The organism is Yoonia maritima, assembly GCF_002933395.1.
GTDB lineage: Bacteria > Pseudomonadota > Alphaproteobacteria > Rhodobacterales > Rhodobacteraceae > Yoonia > Yoonia maritima_A.
This window is the reverse complement of sequence record NZ_PKFN01000007.1, coordinates 720,113-737,002: the sequence shown is the minus strand read 5'-3', so window position 1 is coordinate 737,002 and position 16,890 is coordinate 720,113. Positions and strand designations below refer to the sequence as shown.

Here is a 16,890-nt window from a genome sequence, read left to right as displayed (position 1 = left end):
TCCACCCTTCCTAAATCACAACTGTCGAATTTTCAGCGTCGCGATCCGGTTTTCTTCTTTCTTGAGAACCTCAAATCGGAAGCCATGGAACGAAAACACTTGCCCTTCGACGGGGATCATTTGCGCCTCGTGAATGACAAGGCCTGCGACTGTATTTGCTTCGTCGTCTGGCAGGCCCCAGTCATGCGCGCGGTTCAGATCACGGATCGTCATGCCCCCATCGACGATATAAGCGCCATCGGCGGTGGCTTCGATCATATCTTCTTCGTGATCGTCAAATTCGTCAGCGATTTCGCCGACAATTTCTTCAAGGATATCTTCAAGGGTAATCAACCCCTGCAATCCACCATATTCGTCCACAACCAACGCAAAATGGGTTTGGCGTTTCAAGAAGTTACGCATTTGGTCGTCTAGTGTCGTCGTTTCCGGCACAAAGTAGGGCGGCATGGCGACCTTCATCACATCAAACGCGGCAAGGCCTTGGGCGTCTGATCCAGCCAGTAACTTATGCATTGCGCGCAGCAAGTCTTTGGCGTGGATCACACCAACAATGTTTTCCTGATCACCGCGATAAAGCGGCAAACGCGTGTGCGGGCTATCTAGAATTTGCGTCAGCATATCTTGTGGGCTCTGGTCCGCATCGACCATTTGGATGCTAGAACGGTGCAACATGATTTCTTCGACTGCGCGTTCGTTCAGGTCTAGCGCACCCAAAATCCGGTCCCGATCTTCTTTTTCAACGATCCCTTCGGAATGGCCCAGTTGCAACGCGCCAGCAATTTCTTCGCGCACGGCAAGAATGTTACTGTCGGGGTCGGTTCTCACGCCAAAAAGATACAGCACGCCGCGTACGAGGTAACGTACGGCGGCCACCATCGGCGAAAACACCAAAACAACAAGCGCAATGGGTCCAGCCACCTTTGAGGCGACAGTTTCCGGGTAAGTTATGGCAAATGTTTTAGGCAACACCTCGGCAAAGATCAGCACCAGCAATGTCATAATCAGCGTTGCCGCTGCCACGCCGTTTTGACCAAATATTTTCGTTAGTAACGCAGTGGCAAGTGATGTCGCTAAGATATTCACAACGTTGTTGCCCAGCAAAACAGAACCGATCAGGCGTTCGCTGTCTTCGGTCACCTGAAGCGCAGTCTGTGCACCTTTCGAGCCCTTATCGGCCGCCGTGCGTAATTTGCCGCGTGATGCGGCAGTCAGCGCCGTTTCTGATCCCGAGAAAAAGCCGGATAGGATAAGTAAGATCAGGATTGCGCCAGCTGTTATCCAAAATGTGGCGTCAGAAGTCAGGGTGTCCATTACGGTCTTTCGGTTTTGCCGGCTTTTGCAAGCGGATGATGTTCGAGCACCAGCTCTTTTAGTCGTTCATCTAGAACATGTGTATAGATTTCTGTTGTCGCCACGTCCGCATGGCCCAACATTGTCTGAATAGACCGTAAATCGGCACCGCCAGCCAACAAATGCGTCGCAAATGCGTGGCGCAGCGTGTGCGGTGTGACCTTTTCAGGTGAAACACCACCAGCTACGGCGAATTCCTTGATCAATCCAAAAAAACGGTGCCGGGTCAGGTGGCCTAGTTTTCCGCGCGAGGGGAACAGAAATGATGAGGTTGGTTTGCCGTCTTTACGTCCTGCGTCTTCGGCGGCATCACGTGAAATCAGATAAGCCGCCAATGCGTCCCGGGCAGGGGGTGACAGCGGAACAAGACGTTCTTTGCCGCCCTTACCGCGGACCAACAGCATCCGTGGATCACCGCGCGCGGCTGAAACTGGCAGGCTGACTAATTCGGTTACGCGCATTCCCGTCGCATAGAGTAACTCCATCAGGCATGTGTTGCGCAATGCCTCGCGTGGGGTATTGCGTGCAGCGTCTAAAAGACGGTCGACCTCTACGATCTCAAGCGTTTTGGGGAGGCGTTTTGCACGCCCCGGTCCTTTGATTTGGATGGCAGGGTTGTCTTCACGCCATCCTTCTTCAAACGCGAACCTGTATAATTGTTTGATCGCTGATAACCGGCGCGCGCGCGTTGCTTTGGATAGCCCTTCGTTTTCGCAATCAATCAAATAACTTTCCACATGATCGCGAGTTGTAGTTGAAAAGTGCAAATTTTTATCGGCAAGCCATGCTGCCAAGTTTTGCAAGTCGCGTGCGTAGGCCAACTGAGTGTTCGTTGCCGCATCCAATTCAGCGGCTTGCGCCTCGAGAAAAACTTGAATCCAACGTGCCATTGATCGGTCTGTTGCTGTCACGTCGCACGTTCCAAAATCAATAATTGAAGAGCCGCCCTACGCGCAACGTCTTCTAAGCCAACGGTGCGCATCAATGACAATGCGTCAGTTAATGATCGAAAATCGCCTGCATAGCCTTGGTTAAAGATCGCAGTAGCACGCAACAGTGCCTCACCAAGCTTGCCATCGTCGACCAAAGTTTGCAGTACAGCAGGCGGTTGGGCACCGTTGAATGCCGCTTGAATAGCGAGCGCAGTTGGTGACGTAACGCGAACCTCTTGAGGGCGCCCACGCGCAAGGGCGATTAAGAATGGATCATATGACGTGGTCTCTGCGTTGATCGCGACTTCTTCATAGTTGGGGGATAAAAGCCCGATGGTGATCGCAATCAAACGTGCATCGCCTGACAACTCCGTATCTTGAAGCGCTAGGGTGTATAGTTTTGCAAATTGAATTTCTGTGCGCGCTTGCTTCATCGCGGCCCAAGCCGCAGGAAGTGTCAGCGCAATCGCATCGGCGTCTTGGTTTGTGACCGCACGGTCAAACCGCTGTACCGCCCGCGCACGGTCCCAAACACCTCCAGACGCGGCCGGCGTGTGTGCTGTGTAGAAATCCTGTAAGACATTCTCTGAGACTGCCCCATGTCGTGCTAAACGTTCGGCTGCCTCTATCTGAGATTTCCAACCCACCGTGGGCCGTAAATCTGCGTGCGAAAATGCCAGTGGTAAATCAGCGGTTATCAAGCCTTCCCCGATTGCTTCGTGCATGCGGAACATAAGTGGACTTATCCTGGCAGGTGGATCAAGCGGCGGTTCACCTTCGAATATATCAGGATCAAGAAAGCGAGTGAGTAGCATTTCTTCGGATGCTGTGATGTCGCCAAGGACCCGGTGTGTGTTCAGCGTCAACGCCGCGGTCGACCAGTCACCATTACGCGCGAGGCAGAAAATGCGTGCGGAATAGGTCGGTGCGATTGATGGTTTTTGTCCCATGACATCGCAGGCATCATTTTCGGTGCCAGTCAGTAGCGCGACGTCAAACCAGCGGCGAAACAGGTCGGCGGTATCCGGTTCGGCCTGTTCGATCAGCGCCTTGGCAGGTTCAATTGCGCCAAGGTCCAATAATTTATCAACGCGGGCCAAAAACAACGTGCCGCTGGGGCTGGCATTCAGTGGTGGGTCTGCCTCGGCGAGGATAAGTACCTTTACGAATTCTTGAATTGCGGGCAGCATTTCAATGCGTTCCGCCATCAACAGCGTGACAAGCGTATCTTCATTACTGGATGACCAGATGGTCGGGGGTAACCCCGTTACATCAGTCGGCAGCAGGCCAATGGGGTCCTTTGATGGGCGATCAAGCGGCGTCACGGTAACATGTGGCGATGTCGCACCGTGGCTAACGGGCGGTTCCATCACGACAATGTTTGGCTGGACGCTACGCGACAGCCAATCGATCGCCGACAAGGGTTCGTCTTGTGCAAAGACGGGCGTGCTAATGACGCAGCAAAGAAGCGCGGCGCGTTTAGTTTGTTTCCAGCGTAACAGGGCGTGTTACCTCGCTTGAAGGGGCCGCAAAATCAGCCGGAAAAAATATCGGTCCGATATAGGCAAACGCGATCAAACCGACGCCTGCCAAAACGAATAAAAACAAAAGTGCCTTGATGAGCCGCAACATTATCTGCCCCGTTCCTCTTTATATGCCTCATTATGTGGTCTTAATGCCAACTATTGAAGTGTTTATATATGGCCTTTTCCGCAAGATCACGGCATTCATTCATTAATTTTACGTGAGGCGGCAAAATGCCGAATGTCGGGGGGCAAAAACGAATGACAGACGGGCCGGAGTATCAGCTGCATCGCACAGTTGTGTTGGTGGGGATGATGGGGTCTGGCAAGTCGGCGATTGGTCGCGCGATGGCAGATCGGTTGCATGTTCCGTTCGTCGATAGTGACGCCGCAATCGAGGCCGCAGCCGCTCTGTCGATCGCTGAAATCTTTGAGCGCGACGGCGAGGCGTTTTTTCGCGAGCGCGAAGCCGAGGTGCTGCGTCGGCTGCTTTCTGGCCCTCCGGGTATTGTTTCAACGGGCGGCGGCGCGTTCTTGGCTGAAAGAAATCGGGCTGCGATTAGCGAAATGGGCGTTGCGCTTTGGCTTGATGCTGATCTTGAAACGCTTTGGGATCGCGTACGTCACAAAGACACCCGCCCCTTGCTGCGAACCCCGGATCCCAAGGGAACGCTGACAGCTATCTATAACGAACGTCGCCCCATCTATGAACATGCCGGTGTTCGTTTGCAGGTCGCACGCGACGCAACCATCGAAGACACAACACAAAGCGCGCTAGATGCTTTGACCTCACGACCCGACATCATGGAGATCACTTAATATGACCGCCACAGTACACGTTGATTTGCCCGGTCGCGAATATGACATTCATATTGGTCCGGGTCTTTTGGATCAGGCCGGCACCTATGTCGCGGCGTTTGGTGGAAGAAAACATGTTTGTATCCTGACAGATGAAACCGTTGCTGGTCTGCATCTGGCAGAGCTTCAGGCCGGATTAGAGCGGGCAGGGCTCACGTCCGAAGCGCTTGCCCTTCCGCCCGGAGAAACAACGAAATGTTGGGCGCAATTAGAACGTTCGGTTGAGTGGTTGCTCGCCCAAAAGGTCGAGCGCGGCGATATCGTCATCGCCTTTGGTGGTGGCGTCATCGGTGACTTAGCTGGCTTTGCGGCAGCGATCATGCGGCGCGGCGTGCGTTTCGTGCAAATTCCGACCACGCTTTTGGCGCAGGTGGATAGCTCGGTTGGCGGTAAGACAGGCATTAACTCTCCGCATGGGAAAAACCTGATTGGCGCGTTTCATCAGCCAAGTCTGGTTCTGGCTGACACAGCGCTATTGGGTACGCTGACCGCACGCGATTTTTTGGCTGGTTATGGCGAAGTCGTGAAATACGGCATGCTCGGCGATGCTGCGTTTTTTGACTGGCTCGAATCCCAAGGGCCAGCATTGGCTGCGGGCGACATGGATGCACGGATTCGTGCGGTGACACGATCATGCGAGCTGAAGGCCGACATTGTGCAACGTGACGAGACAGAGCAGGGCGACCGGGCGTTGTTGAACCTTGGGCACACGTTTGGGCACGCGCTCGAATCTGCGACAGGTTATTCTGACCGCTTGCTGCATGGCGAAGGCGTCGCGATCGGTTGTGCGATGGCGTTCGAACTGTCGGCACGTCTGGGGCTTTGCAGTCAAGAAGACCCAAGCCGCGTGCGTGCGCATTTACGTGATATGCGTATGAAAGTGGATGTCGCTGATATCGAGGGAGACCTGCCGGATGCCGAAGGGCTCTTGGCCCTGATGGGGCAAGATAAAAAGGTCATTGATGGCAAGCTGCGCTTTATCTTGGCACGTGGGATTGGCGACGCTTTTATCACCTCCGATGTCCCGTCAGATCAGGTTCTCGCAGTATTGAACGATGCGCTCGCGTTGAAGCGCGCTCGCACGTAACGGAAGGGCAGCGTTAACTTTAAACGCTGTTGCCTTCTTACGCCGCCTTGTCTAAACGGCGCCCCACCGGTCGCAGCCTACCCGGTCAACAAAACAAGGACTGAAAAATGAAGACGATTGTTATCTGCTCAGGCGGACTGGACTCCGTTTCGCTTGCGCATGTGGTTGCCAATGACGGCAATCTTTCTCGGCTGGTGTCCTTTGACTATGGACAGCGCCACCGCAAAGAGCTCGACTATGCGGCAGCATGTGCCGTTCGGCTGGGTGTGCCGCATCACATCATCGATATGCGCCAAATCGGTGCCGCACTTAGCGGTTCCGCACTGACGGATGATATCGATGTTCCCGACGGCCACTATGCCGAAGAGACCATGAAAATCACAGTGGTGCCGAATCGGAATGCGATTATGCTGACCATTGCCTATGGTATTGCCGCCGCGAACGGTGACGACGCGGTGGCGACAGCGGTGCATGGGGGCGATCACTTTATCTATCCCGATTGCCGACCTGCATTCACAGAAAGTTTTGACCGGATGCAGCGCGCAGCGCTGGACGGTTACGCAGATGTAACACTGTCGACCCCATTTGTGCACCGATCGAAGGCCGACATTGTGACCGAAGGTGCGCGCGTTGAGACGCCATTTGCCGAAACATGGTCGTGCTATAAGGGCGGCGAAAAACAGTGCGGACGCTGCGGAACCTGTGTTGAGCGTCGCGAGGCGTTCTATTTGGCAGGTGTCGAAGACCCGACGGATTACGAAGACCCAGATTTCTGGCAGGCCGCTATTGCGGCGCATGAGGGCAATTGATGTTTCGCATATCTAAAGAGTTTCACTTTTCGGCGTCGCATCAACTGTCGCATCTGCCACAGGATCACCAATGCGCGCGTTTGCATGGTCACAACTACATCGTGGTCGTTGAACTGGCCGCTGCGTCGCTTAACTCGGATGGTTTTGTGCGTGATTATCACGAATTAAAACCGCTGAAGGATTATATCGACGGGACCTTCGATCACCGGCACCTAAATGATGTTCTGGATGGACCATCAACGGCCGAAAACATGGCGCTTCATTTTTACGAATGGTGCAAAGCACGCTGGCCGGAAACGTCGGCGGTTAAGGTTTCTGAAACTCCGAAAACTTGGGCCGAGTATCGCCCATGACCTTACGAATTGCAGAAATATTCGGACCGACAATTCAGGGCGAGGGCGCGCTGATCGGTGAGCCGACCGTATTCATCCGCGCTGGCGGGTGTGATTATCGCTGCGTCTGGTGCGACTCGATGCATGCCGTGGACAGCGCTAATCGGCACGATTGGCACGTCATGGAACCGCAAGAGGTCTGGAAAGAAGTTGCCCGGCTTTCTGGTGGACGGCCACTGACTGTGTCGATTTCTGGCGGCAACCCTGCGATCCAAGACTTTGCGCCAGTGATCGCATTAGGTAAAGCCGACGGTTATAAATTCGCCTGCGAAACACAAGGCTCGATTGCCAAGCCATGGTTCGGCGATCTTGACACATTGGTGCTAAGTCCAAAGCCGCCTTCTAGCGAGGAAACCGTTGACTGGGCCGCATTCGACAAGTGCCTTGCTGCTGCAGAAGGTGGGCCCGAAATAGTGATGAAAATCGTGATCTTTGATGACGAAGATTACGCTTGGGCCAAAGCTGCATCCGAAAAATATCCGCATCTGCCGCTATACCTGCAACCGGGTAATTCAGAGGTCGACCCAAACGAGCCAGTGGACTTAACGGCCACAATCGACCGCCTACACTGGCTGATCGAAAAGGTGACGGCTGACTGTTGGTTCACCCCTCGGGTCTTGCCACAGTTGCATGTTCTGGTCTGGGGCAACAAACGCGGCGTTTAATCATTCCGATAGGAGAAATCGTATGAGTGACGATATCTATAGCAATCTAAAGCAACTGGGCGGCGCGACGGTTATGCCAGCCACCCCCGAAGAGGCCGAGTTGGAACGCGTTCCAAATCCACAGGCCGACGTTGCATATAACGTGCGCTTTACCGCGCCCGAGTTTACGTCGCTTTGCCCGATGACAGGTCAGCCGGATTTTGCCCATCTGGTGATCGACTATGTGCCCGCTGCGTGGTTGATCGAAAGCAAGTCACTCAAGCTGTTCTTAGGTTCGTTCCGGAATCATGGCGCGTTCCACGAAGATTGCACCGTTTCTATCGCCCGTCGTTTGGCAGAGTTTTTAGAGCCTCAATGGCTGCGCATTGGTGGATACTGGTATCCGCGCGGGGGCATTCCAATTGATGTGTTCTGGCAAACAGGTGCGATGCCCGAAGGCGTCTGGATACCCGACCAAGGGGTCCCACCTTATCGCGGTCGCGGATAATCCTGCCTGTGGTCTTAGTTATGAGAAAAAAATAAAGGCCGCGCACAATGCGCGGCCTTTATTTTATGATAAAATGCCTGAGACTTAAAACGGGATTTCGTCGTCCATGTCGCTACCGCCGCCACCCGCAGGGGCGCCACCGCCTTGACCGCCACCGTAGCCACCGTCGTTGCCGCCATAGCCTCCACCGCTACCGCCGCCATAACCGCCGCCGCTTTGACCGCCACCATAGTTGCCGCCGCCGCCACCTTGGCCGCCACCTTCGCCGCGTCCGTCCAGCATAGTAAGCGTACCGTCGAAACCTTGTAGAACGACTTCGGTGGAATAGCGGTCAGCACCTGACTGATCCTGCCACTTACGTGTTTGCAGTTTGCCTTCGATGTAAACCTTTGATCCTTTGCGTAGGAACTGTTCTGCAATGCGAACCAGACCTTCTTGGAAGATCGCAACAGAGTGCCACTCTGTTTTCTCACGGCGTTCGCCGGTGTTTTTATCTTTCCAAGTTTCAGATGTAGCGATGCGCAGGTTGCACACTTTGCCGCCGTTCTGAAAGTTGCGGACTTCAGGGTCGGCACCCAGATTGCCGATGAGAATAACTTTGTTCACTGATCCGGCCATAGCGGTATCTCCCACGATTCTTGTTTGCGCTTTTGTGACAGACTGGGGATGCCGCAACAAGGTTATCGAATGGTTACATTGCAAGCCTTGGCGGATTGATTAAAAATACCTAAATAGGGTCAACAGATTTTAAAGCGGTATAGGATCGTGCGGATGAAGACACCGATTGTTGGGGCCGTTTTTCTTTTGGTTGCTTGCCCACTGTGGGCGCAAGAACAAGTATCGACAATGAACCGGACGCGGTTGTTGCAAAGTCAAACGTCCGTTTTAGATAACCGCGCTGCAACACAATACTCAAATTCCGAAAGGCTCTTACCGCCAAGCGCAGAGGGCGTCGCGTTTATCGCGCCCTATAACGGATCGTATCGAGGGCCCTATCTTGCCATGGCGCGCGCTGCTGCCGTGCGTCACAATATACCCGCCGATCTATTTTTGCGCCTTGTTCAGCAAGAAAGCGGTTGGAACGCAAATGCGATTTCCGTCAAAGGTGCGTTAGGATTGGCCCAGCTCATGCCGCAGACGGCGGCAGTTCTGGGGGTGGATCCGGGTGATCCAGCCCAAAATCTGAACGGTGGCGCGCGTTATCTACGTCAGCAATATGAAAAATTTGGCGATTGGCGGCTTGCCTTAGCGGCTTATAATGCGGGGCCGGGGGCCGTTGACCGCTATCGCGATGTGCCACCCTATGCAGAAACCCAAAACTACGTTCGGGTAATCTGGGGGCGTTGATCCGCCCGAATTACAAAGCTTTGCGGAAGTGTGTCGGCGTCTCACCTGTTCGATCTTTGAATGTGCGCGTGAAATAGGCTGCAGACTGAAATCCAAGTCGATCGGCGATATCTTGTACGGAACTCCGGGTTTCGCTTAGCAGAATGCATGCTTCGAAGTGAATGCGTTCGTTTAACAGCTTCAACGCCGATCGGTTGCAGGTTTGCTGACAGCATCGTGTGAGATGCGTTGGCGTGACGCTTAAGTCAGCAGCATAATCTGCGACAGTCCGGTCTGACCTGAAATCATGTGCAATAAGCGCGGTGTAGCGTGCGACTAGTTTCGCCGAAGCAGAATTGCGTCGCGCGTCGCTGCTCGTGTCGTGATGATTGTTCAACTGGCGTTCAACGAAAATGCTGAGCAGTATTCGGTGGCAATTCACAGCGCGCGGATCACCGCTGGGGAGTAGTTCACGTTCAATAGCTTCGAACAGAGCTTGAAGCTCTTTTTGAGGCCCGACATCACGCAATCTCAGATGAAAGGGAGAGATCGGCATGCCGCCATCATCAGGTAAAGACATGATTTGTGCAAAGACCGTCGGCCCGACTTCCATACCGTACATTGTGTGCGGTGGGATATAGATCAGGTTATTGGGTCCGTACCCGTTTGTCAGGCCTGCAACCGTAATGCGGCCTTGTCCCTTAGTAATGTGAATGAGCCGCGGGGTTGCGTGGCTGCGCATGGCCTCTGTGCGCCAGCGGCCATTCATTCCGTAGTGCTTCATAGGCGCGAGTGTAAGCGCCGCTTTCACTTCCGACATCATAGTCATCAACGTTGTCCCAATGTTGACTCTTTCAATCAGTTTGACGGAAAATTGTTTTAAATCAACGCGTCTGTCATTTCGTAAATTCCACTGTTGCGGATATGTCGGCTTGATCAATCTCAAGTTGAAACCAGTTCCTGTGGCGTGAACGAAACCACGTTCTTTGGCGCTTTGCGTACTGTCTGGAACCAATAATCGCCGCGTCGCGTGCTTCTGAAAGTGTCATTTCATCCTTCAGGTGGGCGATAAGTTCTGGGGCGCCGATAGCCTTGGAGGATGCATGCGTCGGATTCCATATGTCCAGCATGGCACGCGCTTCGTGAATGGCTCCTTGATCAAGCATTTGGTCAAACCGGCGCGTGATCCGATCGTTCAGCCAATCGGTGTCGGCGTTTAGATTGATGCAGGCGGCTTGGTCAAAATTGAGCAGCGGCGGAGGCGTGTTGTCTTGCCATGTTGCTAGCGGACGTCCGGTTGCTTTTAAAACTTCCCATGCGCGTTGGACACGCATCCGATTGTTCAGATCAATGCGTTGCGCTGTTGCCGCGTCAAGTTCGTCGATAAGAGTATCAAGCGGTAGCTCATTTGCCTGCGCTCTGACTGATGCGGGTGTCTCAGGGATCTCGGCCAAGCCATTGAGTAAGGCATTAAAGTTTAACCCTGTACCGCCGACGATGATTGGGCGTTTTTCGCCGTGAATAAATGGGGTCACGTCGCGCAGCCAATGACCGACAGAATACGCTGCATCAAATGGAATATGGCCGTATAAGGCATGGTCTGCCAATGATAGGTCGTCATCATCAGGGCGGGCCGTAATAATCCGCCAGCCGTCGAAAACCTGTAATGCGTCTGCGTTTACAATAACGCCGCCTTGGCTTTGCGCGATATGCAGTGCAAGCGCAGATTTGCCCGAGGCCGTCGGCCCCGCAATAAGAACGGGTTGGTTGGGATGAATAGTGATCATAACTCTATTTGCGCAGCTTCGTGTTTTGTCGGCAAGGTGCCATTGAATTCGGTGTCGTTTTGCGACATTTTGCCCGACAGAACAACATAGAGCCGGGGGCCGCCATGAGTGACACTGAGAAGACAGCGTATAAGCGCGTAATGCTTAAGATCTCGGGTGAGGCGCTGATGGGCGATACCACCTTTGGTTTGCATCCCCCAACAGTGCAGCGCATCGCCAAAGAAGTGAAATCCGTCCACGATATGGGTGTTGAAATTTGCATGGTCATTGGTGGTGGTAACATCTTCCGCGGCCTTCAGGGGTCAGCGCAAGGGATGGAGCGGACCACCGCAGATTATATGGGGATGCTCGCGACAGTGATGAATGCGCTTGCTATGCAGTCTGCACTTGAAGAGTTGGGCATTCACACCCGCGTTATTTCCGCGATTACGATGAACGAGGTGGCCGAGCCCTATATTCGCCGCCGTGCCGTGCGTCACTTGGAAAAGAAACGCGTTTGCATCTTTGCTGCAGGCACGGGAAACCCTTATTTCACGACTGACACAGCCGCGACATTGCGTGCCAATGAGATGGCGTGTGAAGCGATCTTTAAGGGTACAAAGGTCGATGGGGTTTACGACAAAGATCCCGCGAAACATGACGATGCAGTTCGGTATGATGACGTGACATATGATGAAGTCCTGCAAAAGCATCTGGGCGTGATGGATGCCAGTGCCATTGCTTTGGCGCGTGATAACGCGCTGCCAATTATCGTGTTTTCCTTAGATGAACCCGGCGGGTTCCGCGGAATTTTGGCGGGTGAGGGGACCCATACTATCGTTCACGAGTAACGTATTGAGTAAGGTTGGTACCTGTTGCACCGTGGTGTGATCTGCACAAACGCTGCACATTTGCTAACCTATACAACCAGCACTGTTTCCCGTAAAACGATCAAAAGTCGGGCAATGCCCGCCAAGAAAGAGCAGTAAAAGATGTCAGAAGATTTTGAACTAGATACCGATGATTTGGCCCGCCGCATGGATGGTGCAATTGCGAACCTGCGGACAGAGCTTGCGTCACTCCGGACAGGTCGTGCGTCTGGTTCGATGCTCGAGCCGGTTATGGTTGATGCCTACGGGTCAATGACGCCTGTGAACCAAGTCGGCACAGTCAACGTACCAGAGCCGCGCATGGTGACGATCAATGTGTGGGATAAAGGGCTTGTCGGTAAAGTTGAAAAGGCCATTCGTGAAAGTGGTTTGGGTATTAATCCGCAACTGAATGGCACAATAATCATGTTGCCGATCCCTGAACTAAACGAAGAACGTCGCCGTGATTTGACCAAGGTCGCCGGTAACTATGCTGAAAGCGCGCGTGTTTCTATTCGTAACCTACGCCGCGACGGTATGGATCAGATCAAGAAAGCCAAAAACGATGGCATGTCAGAGGACGACCAGAAATTCTGGGAAGCCGAAGTGCAAAGCTTGACCGATGATCACATCAAAAAAGTTGATGAAACACTTGAGACCAAGCAAGAAGAGATCATGCAGGTTTAAGATTAACCAAGCCATCGTCGCTGCGTAGTGGGAAAGCCAGAATGCCTAAGGATCAAGACGACCCAAAGACAGGCCCTGACCATGTTGCGATTATCATGGATGGCAACGGACGGTGGGCGCAGCAACGCGGGCGCCCACGTCTTTTTGGCCATCATGCCGGCGCGCGCCGCGTTCGTGAAATTGTTGCAGCATGCCCTGAACAGGGCGTTAAATATCTGACGATTTTTGCTTTTTCGACGGAAAACTGGAAACGGACACAGTCCGAAGTGTCGGGCTTAATGACCTTGTTTCGCAAATACATCGAACGCGAAGCCAAGGCGCTATTGGCAAATGGCGTGCGCGTCCGATTCATCGGTGACCGCATCAGGCTCGATGATAAGCTTGTTCGGCTGATGGATGATCTTGAACTGCTGACCGCTGATAATGACTTGGTGCATCTGACTGTTGCGATCAATTATGGTGGTCGTGACGAAGTCACGCGCGCGGCGCAACGCTTGGCGTTTGAGGTCGAGCAGGGGCGCTTGTCGTACAAAGACGTTGATGCCGAAACACTGTCAGGTTTTCTAGATACCCATGTGCTACCCGATCCGGATTTAGTTATTCGAACCAGCGGCGAAGCACGCATTTCTAACTTTTTGCTATGGCAGTCGGCCTATTCTGAATACGAATTCATCGATACGCTTTGGCCTGACTTTACAGCAGACATATTCGCGAAAGTGCTTGCCAGTTACGGCAGCCGTGAACGGCGGTATGGTGGAGTAATTGCTTAAGATGACGACCCCTAAATCTTCGAATTGGGATGATCTGACCGTTCGGATCATGTCTAGTGTGGCGATGACCATGATTGGTGCCGCTGGGATCATTATGGGCGGTGTTTGGTTTCAGATGCTGGCTGTTTTTGTGACTGCGGTCATGGTTTGGGAACTGTGGATGATGATCCGCGGTGATGAACCCACAAAGGGTATGCTTTTGGCTGCACTCGTTGCATCAGTTTTGTCTGGCCAAATTGCTGACGGCACCTTGTTTGGTTTGCTTTTGTTTTTTGTCGTGCCTTTGATTGGTGTCACGCAGTTGAAAAACGAACGCGTGACATTCTTTGTATTCGCACTCGGAATACAAATTGCAGGTTGGGGGCTTGTTCATTTTCGGATGGACTACGGCTTTGTTTGGCTGCTTTGGTTAATGCTTGTCGTGATCATCACAGATGTGTTCGGCTATTTTGCGGGGCGGAGTTTTGGTGGTCCAAAGTTTTGGCCGAAAATCAGCCCTAAAAAAACATGGAGCGGCACAATAGCAGGCTGGATTGGCGCAGCGCTTGTTGGCTTTGTCTTTACCTTATTCACGAATGCAGGGCCTTGGATCATTGTGATTTCAATGGTGCTTAGTTTTGCTGGACAGATGGGTGATATTGCTGAAAGTGCTCTCAAGCGTCGCATGGGTGTCAAAGACAGCTCGACCTTAATCCCTGGGCATGGCGGGCTGTTCGATCGCTTTGATGCGCTATTGGGCGCTGCTTTGTTTATGTTGCTAGTCGCGACTGTATTTAATGTTCCAGGAGTAGCCTTTTGAGGCAAATAACGCTGTTCGGCGCGACAGGATCGGTTGGTCAAAGTGCCATCGACCTGATTGAACGCGATCTTGATAACTATGATGTTGTTGCCTTAACAGGTGGGCGCAATATTTCTAAATTGGCCGATGATGCAAAGCGCCTTGGCGCTGATGTGGCTGTCACTTGCTATGATGACTGCTATGCCGAGTTAAAGGATCTCCTTTCAGGCACAGGTATCGAAGTTGCATCAGGCGATGCTGCAATCGCCGAAGCAGCAGCGCGTCCTGTCGATTGGGCGCTGTCAGCGATTGTGGGCTCTGCCGGATTAGTACCGGGCCTCGAGGCGTTGGCGCATGGTACAACGCTTGCGCTTGCAAATAAGGAATCTTTGGTGACGGCGGGACCGTTGTTGCTTGGGCGGGCCAAGGCACACGGCGCGACAATTTTGCCTGTTGATAGTGAACACTCTGCTGTATTTCAGGCGCTTGTTGGTGAACATATGGCAGCGGTAGAGCGGGTCATTATCACAGCCAGCGGTGGCGCATTTCGGGATTGGCCGCTTGAAAAACTGGCGACCGCGACATTGGCGCAGGCCTCTAGCCACCCGAATTGGGACATGGGGCAGCGGATCACAATCGATAGCGCATCCATGTTTAATAAGGCGATGGAACTTATTGAAACAAAAGAGTTCTTTAGCGTAGATCACAAAATGATTGAGGTGCTTGTGCACCGTGAAAGCACAATTCACGCGATGGTTGGTTTCAATGACGGGGCGTTGATGGCACATGTCGGACCGCCGGATATGCGTCATGCGATTGGGTACGCATTGCATTGGCCTGAACGTCGCACGCTCCCGGTTGAACGGCTCGATTTTGCGAAATTAGGCAAACTCACCTTCGAAGCACCAGATACCCAGCGGTATCCGGCGCTCGATTTGGCGCATCAGGTTATGGAAACTGGCGGGTTGTCGGGGGCCGTGTTTAACGCAGCTAAGGAACGCGCGCTGGATGGGTTCATTGATGGGCAAATCGGGTTTTTAGACATGGCAAACGTGGTTGCCCAGACGTTAAACAAAATGTCATCTGAACAGGCGATCACTGCGGGTGCCATTACGCTTGATAATGTCTTAGAGACAGACAAACTGGCGCGAATTCATGCGGCCGAAGCCATTGCAAAGCTAGGATAAGATTTTGGATTTACTTAACCAGATTGTGCCGATTTTCGGTAACGCCGCATTTGCAATCGTTGCGTTTGTTGTCGCGCTGTCCGTGATCGTGACAGTCCACGAATACGGGCATTACATCGTCGGCCGTTGGAGCGGAATCCACGCTGAGGTGTTTTCCTTGGGCTTTGGCCCGCGTTTGTTCAGTTGGGTCGATAAGCACGGTACACGGTGGCAAGTCGCGGCGCTGCCTCTTGGTGGGTACGTGAAATTCTTGGGCGATGCGAATGCCGCTAGTGTTGGGGCCGAAGATGTTGCACCTGAAATCGACCCAAGGCGCACAATGCTAGGTGCTCCGCTTTGGGCGCGTACCGCAACTGTTGCGGCTGGTCCGTTTTTTAACTTTATTCTTGCGATATTGGTCTTTGCGGGATCAGCCATGGTACAAGGACAAGCGGTTGAACCGCTGACATACAGCGACGCAAAACCACTACCGCCAAGTTACGAAAATAATCTTGAATACGGTGATATTCTTATCGCGATTGAAGGCGTGAAATTCGACGATCCGACACGTACCGTCGGCATGATTGACCTTCTGCCTGATGAAAAACAGCTCGACTACACGATTGTCCGCGACGGTGAGGAAATGATCGTGAATGGGCCATTCCCAATGCCTTCGATGGTCGGGCAGGTCACACCACGATCAGCGGCTGATGAGGCGGGGCTAATTAAGGATGACGTGATTACGGCGATCGATGGATCGCCTGTATTTTCATTCAAGCAACTGCAAGAACGTGTTATTATCGCCGCGGGAACACCGGTGACTTTAGATTTATGGAACGCAGGTGCCACGCGCGAGGTGACGTTGACCGCGCGTCGCACTGACACACCCAAGGCCGAAGGTGGGTTTGAAACCCGATATTTGATCGGTGTGACGGGCGAATTTTTCTTTGAGCCTTTGACCCAGAACATAAGCCCATGGGCTGCGTTAAAATATGGCGCAAACGGTGTTTGGCTATCCACAACAACAACACTTTCCGCGATCAAGCACATGTTTTTGGGTAACATTTCGACCTGTAGCCTGTCTGGACCGGTCGGTATTGCCGAAACGAGCGCATCTATGGCGCGAAAAGGGGCCCATAGTTTTATCTGGTTGATCGGGGCATTGTCAGCCGCTGTAGGGCTGATGAATTTGTTGCCGATCCCGGTTCTGGATGGCGGTCACTTGGTTCTGTACGCCTATGAAGCTGTCGCACGGCGCAAGCCAAATGATAAGGCGATCAAAGTGTTCATGTTCATCGGTCTTGCATTTATTCTGACCATGATCCCATTCACGATCTTAAACGATACCGTGTTGTGCCCTTAAGGCGGGGTTTGGCCGTTTGTCATTTTGACATTGGGCCTTAATCCGGCTAGTTCCGTAGATAA

The 16,890-nt window shown here is 53.0% G+C and carries 19 protein-coding genes; 13 read left to right on the top strand and 6 right to left on the bottom strand.

Translation table 11 applies throughout. From position 1 onward, the window contains the following. Positions 1-15 precede the first annotated feature (15 nt). The 3 genes from CYQ09_RS05140 to CYQ09_RS05130 are packed head-to-tail and all read right to left on the bottom strand — an operon-like array spanning position 16 to position 3,703. The gene (locus tag CYQ09_RS05140) at positions 16-1,311 is read right to left on the bottom strand and encodes an HlyC/CorC family transporter (protein WP_106359330.1); all 1,296 of its coding nucleotides are present in this window, start codon (positions 1,309-1,311) and stop codon (positions 16-18) included. Continuing rightward, positions 1,311-2,240: a site-specific tyrosine recombinase XerD gene (locus CYQ09_RS05135; RefSeq protein WP_106744318.1), complete on the bottom strand. Its 930-nt coding sequence runs from the start codon at positions 2,238-2,240 to the stop codon at positions 1,311-1,313. Before CYQ09_RS05135 ends, CYQ09_RS05140 begins: the two co-directional genes overlap by 1 nt. Positions 2,241-2,257: 17 nt before the next feature. Further along, positions 2,258-3,703 carry a hypothetical protein gene (locus CYQ09_RS05130; protein WP_239495851.1) on the bottom strand — a complete coding sequence of 482 codons (1,446 nt, stop codon included), beginning with the start codon at positions 3,701-3,703 and terminating at the stop codon, positions 2,258-2,260. Between the two features lie 363 nt (positions 3,704-4,066). Between CYQ09_RS05130 and CYQ09_RS05125 the strand changes: the two genes are divergently transcribed. The 6 genes from CYQ09_RS05125 to queF all read left to right on the top strand — a co-directional run bounded on the left by CYQ09_RS05125 (position 4,067) and on the right by queF (position 8,103). Next, a complete protein-coding gene (locus CYQ09_RS05125; protein ID WP_106744596.1) occupies positions 4,067-4,624 on the top strand; it encodes a shikimate kinase in 558 nt (185 codons plus the stop codon). Between the two features lies 1 nt (position 4,625). Next, complete coding sequence (gene aroB / locus CYQ09_RS05120) at positions 4,626-5,750, top strand: 3-dehydroquinate synthase (RefSeq protein ID WP_106744316.1); 1,125 nt, start codon at positions 4,626-4,628, stop codon at positions 5,748-5,750. 107 nt (positions 5,751-5,857) lie between these two features. Next, entirely contained in the window at positions 5,858-6,559 is a 702-nt protein-coding gene (queC, locus tag CYQ09_RS05115; protein WP_106744315.1) for a 7-cyano-7-deazaguanine synthase QueC, read from the top strand. Next, on the top strand, positions 6,559-6,912 hold the full coding sequence (gene queD, locus CYQ09_RS05110; RefSeq protein WP_106744314.1) for a 6-carboxytetrahydropterin synthase QueD: 354 nt from the start codon (positions 6,559-6,561) through the stop codon (positions 6,910-6,912). Before queC ends, queD begins: the two co-directional genes overlap by 1 nt. Then, positions 6,909-7,616 (top strand): 7-carboxy-7-deazaguanine synthase QueE, encoded by a 708-nt coding sequence (gene queE / locus CYQ09_RS05105; protein ID WP_106744313.1) that lies wholly within the window; start codon positions 6,909-6,911, stop codon positions 7,614-7,616. The genes queD and queE overlap by 4 nt, the downstream gene beginning before the upstream one ends. 22 nt (positions 7,617-7,638) lie before the next feature. Beyond that, complete coding sequence (gene queF, locus CYQ09_RS05100; protein ID WP_106744312.1) at positions 7,639-8,103, top strand: preQ(1) synthase; 465 nt, start codon at positions 7,639-7,641, stop codon at positions 8,101-8,103. Positions 8,104-8,187: 84 nt separating this feature from the next. On the opposite strand, the gene ssb is transcribed toward queF, so the two are convergent. Continuing rightward, a complete protein-coding gene (gene ssb, locus CYQ09_RS05095) occupies positions 8,188-8,721 on the bottom strand; it encodes a single-stranded DNA-binding protein (protein WP_106744311.1) in 534 nt (177 codons plus the stop codon). 153 nt (positions 8,722-8,874) lie between these two features. On the opposite strand from ssb, the gene CYQ09_RS05090 reads away from it, so the two are divergent. Beyond that, a complete protein-coding gene (locus CYQ09_RS05090; RefSeq protein WP_106744310.1) occupies positions 8,875-9,450 on the top strand; it encodes a lytic transglycosylase domain-containing protein in 576 nt (191 codons plus the stop codon). A 10-nt stretch (positions 9,451-9,460) separates the two neighbouring features. Here CYQ09_RS05090 and CYQ09_RS05085 read toward each other — a convergent pair whose 3' ends face one another. Together CYQ09_RS05085 and miaA are read right to left on the bottom strand one after the other, a co-directional pair. Further along, positions 9,461-10,258 carry a helix-turn-helix domain-containing protein gene (locus CYQ09_RS05085; RefSeq protein ID WP_106744309.1) on the bottom strand — a complete coding sequence of 266 codons (798 nt, stop codon included), beginning with the start codon at positions 10,256-10,258 and terminating at the stop codon, positions 9,461-9,463. A gap of 67 nt (positions 10,259-10,325) precedes the next feature. After that, complete coding sequence (miaA, locus tag CYQ09_RS05080; protein ID WP_106744308.1) at positions 10,326-11,216, bottom strand: tRNA (adenosine(37)-N6)-dimethylallyltransferase MiaA; 891 nt, start codon at positions 11,214-11,216, stop codon at positions 10,326-10,328. Between the two features lie 104 nt (positions 11,217-11,320). On the opposite strand from miaA, the gene pyrH reads away from it, so the two are divergent. The 6 genes from pyrH to rseP all read left to right on the top strand — a co-directional run bounded on the left by pyrH (position 11,321) and on the right by rseP (position 16,828). Then, on the top strand, positions 11,321-12,046 hold the full coding sequence (gene pyrH / locus CYQ09_RS05075) for a UMP kinase (protein ID WP_106744307.1): 726 nt from the start codon (positions 11,321-11,323) through the stop codon (positions 12,044-12,046). Between the two features lie 141 nt (positions 12,047-12,187). Continuing rightward, a complete protein-coding gene (gene frr / locus CYQ09_RS05070) occupies positions 12,188-12,751 on the top strand; it encodes a ribosome recycling factor (protein WP_106744306.1) in 564 nt (187 codons plus the stop codon). Positions 12,752-12,792: 41 nt separating this feature from the next. After that, complete coding sequence (gene uppS / locus CYQ09_RS05065) at positions 12,793-13,521, top strand: polyprenyl diphosphate synthase (protein ID WP_106744305.1); 729 nt, start codon at positions 12,793-12,795, stop codon at positions 13,519-13,521. A 1-nt stretch (position 13,522) separates the two neighbouring features. Continuing rightward, positions 13,523-14,320 (top strand): phosphatidate cytidylyltransferase, encoded by a 798-nt coding sequence (locus tag CYQ09_RS05060; protein ID WP_106744304.1) that lies wholly within the window; start codon positions 13,523-13,525, stop codon positions 14,318-14,320. Next, positions 14,317-15,486 (top strand): 1-deoxy-D-xylulose-5-phosphate reductoisomerase, encoded by a 1,170-nt coding sequence (dxr, locus tag CYQ09_RS05055; RefSeq protein ID WP_106744303.1) that lies wholly within the window; start codon positions 14,317-14,319, stop codon positions 15,484-15,486. Before CYQ09_RS05060 ends, dxr begins: the two co-directional genes overlap by 4 nt. 4 nt (positions 15,487-15,490) lie before the next feature. Beyond that, positions 15,491-16,828, top strand: a complete 1,338-nt coding sequence (gene rseP, locus CYQ09_RS05050) for an RIP metalloprotease RseP (protein ID WP_106744302.1) — start codon at positions 15,491-15,493, stop codon at positions 16,826-16,828. Positions 16,829-16,890: the final 62 nt, after the last annotated feature.

Bases quoted from the DNA above. Each gene is read 5' to 3' on its own strand.
- CYQ09_RS05140 (WP_106359330.1), bottom strand. From the start codon at position 1,311: ATGGACACCCTGACTTCTGACGCCACATTTTGGATAACAGCTGGCGCA.
- CYQ09_RS05135 (WP_106744318.1), bottom strand. From the start codon at position 2,240: ATGGCACGTTGGATTCAAGTTTTTCTCGAGGCGCAAGCCGCTGAATTG.
- CYQ09_RS05125 (WP_106744596.1), top strand. From the start codon at position 4,067: ATGACAGACGGGCCGGAGTATCAGCTGCATCGCACAGTTGTGTTGGTG.
- aroB (WP_106744316.1), top strand. From the start codon at position 4,626: ATGACCGCCACAGTACACGTTGATTTGCCCGGTCGCGAATATGACATT.
- queC (WP_106744315.1), top strand. From the start codon at position 5,858: ATGAAGACGATTGTTATCTGCTCAGGCGGACTGGACTCCGTTTCGCTT.
- queD (WP_106744314.1), top strand. From the start codon at position 6,559: ATGTTTCGCATATCTAAAGAGTTTCACTTTTCGGCGTCGCATCAACTG.
- queE (WP_106744313.1), top strand. From the start codon at position 6,909: ATGACCTTACGAATTGCAGAAATATTCGGACCGACAATTCAGGGCGAG.
- queF (WP_106744312.1), top strand. From the start codon at position 7,639: ATGAGTGACGATATCTATAGCAATCTAAAGCAACTGGGCGGCGCGACG.
- ssb (WP_106744311.1), bottom strand. From the start codon at position 8,721: ATGGCCGGATCAGTGAACAAAGTTATTCTCATCGGCAATCTGGGTGCC.
- CYQ09_RS05090 (WP_106744310.1), top strand. From the start codon at position 8,875: ATGAAGACACCGATTGTTGGGGCCGTTTTTCTTTTGGTTGCTTGCCCA.
- CYQ09_RS05085 (WP_106744309.1), bottom strand. From the start codon at position 10,258: ATGACTATGATGTCGGAAGTGAAAGCGGCGCTTACACTCGCGCCTATG.
- miaA (WP_106744308.1), bottom strand. From the start codon at position 11,216: ATGATCACTATTCATCCCAACCAACCCGTTCTTATTGCGGGGCCGACG.
- pyrH (WP_106744307.1), top strand. From the start codon at position 11,321: ATGAGTGACACTGAGAAGACAGCGTATAAGCGCGTAATGCTTAAGATC.
- frr (WP_106744306.1), top strand. From the start codon at position 12,188: ATGTCAGAAGATTTTGAACTAGATACCGATGATTTGGCCCGCCGCATG.
- uppS (WP_106744305.1), top strand. From the start codon at position 12,793: ATGCCTAAGGATCAAGACGACCCAAAGACAGGCCCTGACCATGTTGCG.
- CYQ09_RS05060 (WP_106744304.1), top strand. From the start codon at position 13,523: ATGACGACCCCTAAATCTTCGAATTGGGATGATCTGACCGTTCGGATC.